Raw genomic sequence first — 2,639 nt, forward strand, 5'->3', positions numbered from 1 at the left:
GCGGGCCGGCGCGGGCGCGGCGCGGCCGGCGTGTCCGCCGCGCCGTCGACCGCGAGTTCGGCGGGCTTCGCGACGGCGGGCGCGCTGCGCCGGGCCGGCTCGGCCTTGGCGGCGATGTGGTCGACGAGGTCGCGGATGTGGACCATGCCGCGGGGGTCGTCGAGGGTCTCGCCGTAGACCGGCAGCCGGGAATGGCCGGCCGTGCGGAACAGCTTGAGCAACTCGCCGAGGCTCGTGTCGTTCGAGACGGCGACGATGTCGGCCCGGGGGACCATCACGTCGTCGACACGCACCTTGTGCAGGCCGAGGACGTTCTTGAGCATGACGCGCTCGAGCGGGGTGAGGCCGCTCTCGCCGGCATCCGGCTCCGCCAGCGCCTCCTCAAGACCCTCGCGCAGCGAATCGCGCGGCTTGAGATGGAGCGCCTGGAGCAGGCGGTCGTACCAGGGCTCCCTGTGCTGGGACTCGCCCTCGGTGGAACTGGGCGCGGCCAGGGCCGCGCCGCGACTTCGATCGTTGCTCATGTCTCTCGGGTCTGGGGTCGCTCGGACGTCGCGCGCTCAGGCATAGGGATCCGGGATGCCGAGGGTCGCGAGTGCCGCGACCTCGAGGGCTTCCATGGCATCGGCCTCGGCCTCGCCGATCTCGTGGTCCTGACCGAGACAATGCAGGGTGCCATGGACGAGGAGGTGGGCGAGGTGATTCTGGAGCGGCTTCGACTGCTCCGCACTCTCGCGCACCAGGGTCTCGTACGCAAGGACCACGTCGCCGAGGGGCGCGGCGGTCCCGGCATGCCTCGGCTGCGGGGCGGCCGGGAAGGACAGGACGTTGGTGGGCTTGTCCTTGCCCCGCCAGGTCCGGTTGAGCTCCCGGACGGCGGCGTCGTCGGTCAGCAGGACGCTGACCTCGACGGGGCCGTCCGGCCTCTCGGGGGCGACGGCGAGCCCGGCCTCGACGGCGCGGGTGACGAGGGCCTCGAGGTCCGGAACCGCCGTCTCCCAGCGCGCGTCCTCGACGGCGAGGTCGATCTCGTGGGGCACGGTCACGCCAGGGGCCGGCGGCGGGGATTCGGGTTGCGGTCGGCCTCCGCGCTGCCGTGGTCGGCGCGCTCGTAGGCGGTCACGATCCGGCGGACGAGGTCGTGGCGGACCACGTCGACGTCCTTGAACCGCACGTGCCCGATCCCCTCGACGCCCTCCAGCACGCTGACCGCTTCCACGAGGCCGGATTTCTGGCCCGGCGGCAGGTCGATCTGGCTCGGATCGCCGGTGATGATCATGCGCGAGCCCTCGCCCAGGCGGGTGAGGAACATCTTCATCTGCATGGAGGTGGTGTTCTGCGCCTCGTCGAGCAGCACCACCGCGTTGGTGAGGGTCCGGCCGCGCATGAAGGCGAGCGGCGCGATCTCGATCTGGCCGGTCTGGAGGCCGCGGTCGACGTGGCGGGCCTCCATGAAGTCGTAGAGGGCATCGTAGATTGGCCGCAGGTAGGGATCGACCTTCTCGCGCATGTCGCCCGGCAGGAATCCCAGGCGCTCGCCGGCCTCGACCGCGGGACGCGACAGGATCAGCCGCTCGGCATGGCCCTGCTCCAGCAGCGACACGGCGTGGCCGACCGCGAGCCAGGTCTTGCCGGTCCCGGCCGGGCCCTCGGCGAAGACCAGTTCGTTGGTGCGCAGCAGCTTGATGTAGGCGTCCTGCGCCGGATTGCGCGCCCGCACCGCCCCGCGCTTGCGGGTGGCGATCTGCTCGAAATGCGGCCTGTCGGCCTCGGCCGCGATGACCTCGGCCGGGAACAGGGTCGCCTGCGCGGTGGCCTCGCGGATGGCGCCGTCCACGTCGCCGAGGGTCAGCGTGCTGCCGCCGGTCCGCACCCGGGCGTAGAGCTTCTGGAAGACCCGCCGCGCCGTCTCGGCGGCGTCGGCCGGCCCCTTGATGACGAGATGGTTCCCGAGCGCGGTGGCGGTGACCTCCAGCCGGCGCTCGATATGGGCGACGTTCTGGTCGTACTGGCCGAAGACGAGGCTCGCGAGGCGGTTGTCGTCGAAGGTCAGCGGCACCTCGACCGCCTCGTCCGATCCGGCCGGCCGCGCCGCCGGGCCGCGCCCCTTGAGCGCGCCGCGCGCGCCCGCACCGTCCGACGCGCTCAAGCCGTCATCCTCGCCATCATCCCGACCGCTCCGCTCCTCACGCCGCCGCAGCCGCGGAGACGAGCTCCCCGAACAGGCTGTTGGACCCCGCCTCGGTGATCCGCACCGGCACGACCTGTCCGATATGGTGAGGCGCGGCGTCGAACTGGACGGCCAGCAGGTGCGGCGTCTTGCCCGCGACCTGACCGGGATGCCGCCCGGGCTTCTCAACCAGAACGTCGAAGACCCGGCCGACGGCCGCCCGCTGATAGGCGTGGCGCTGGCCGTCGAGGAGCGCCTGCAGCTCGGCGAGCCGGGCCGCCATCACGGCCTCCGGCACCTGATCGGTGCGGTCGGCGGCCGGCGTGCCGGGGCGCGGGCTGTACTTGAACGAGAACGCGCTCTCGAAGCCGACGTCGCGCACGAGCCGCAGGGTCTCGGCGAAGTCCGCGTCGGTCTCGCCGGGGAAGCCGACGATGAAGTCGGACGACAGGGCGATGTCGGGCCGCGC

Annotated in this window: 4 protein-coding genes; all 4 read right to left on the reverse strand. The window is 72.5% G+C overall.

The features are described 5' to 3' along the window. The coding region (locus ACLBYE_RS30225; protein ID WP_447696989.1) for a CBS domain-containing protein at positions 1 to 524 on the reverse strand (524 nt) is incomplete at its 3' end. 36 nt (positions 525 to 560) lie between these two features. After that, positions 561 to 1,040 (reverse strand): rRNA maturation RNase YbeY, encoded by a 480-nt coding sequence (gene ybeY, locus ACLBYE_RS30230; RefSeq protein WP_026604977.1) that lies wholly within the window; start codon positions 1,038 to 1,040, stop codon positions 561 to 563. Between the two features lie 2 nt (positions 1,041 to 1,042). Then, positions 1,043 to 2,149 carry a PhoH family protein gene (locus ACLBYE_RS30235; protein WP_447696990.1) on the reverse strand — a complete coding sequence of 369 codons (1,107 nt, stop codon included), beginning with the start codon at positions 2,147 to 2,149 and terminating at the stop codon, positions 1,043 to 1,045. 37 nt (positions 2,150 to 2,186) lie between these two features. Next, the coding region (locus ACLBYE_RS30240; protein ID WP_447696991.1) for a TRAM domain-containing protein at positions 2,187 to 2,639 on the reverse strand (453 nt) is incomplete at its 5' end.

Source organism: Methylobacterium sp. A52T, from assembly GCF_053346095.1.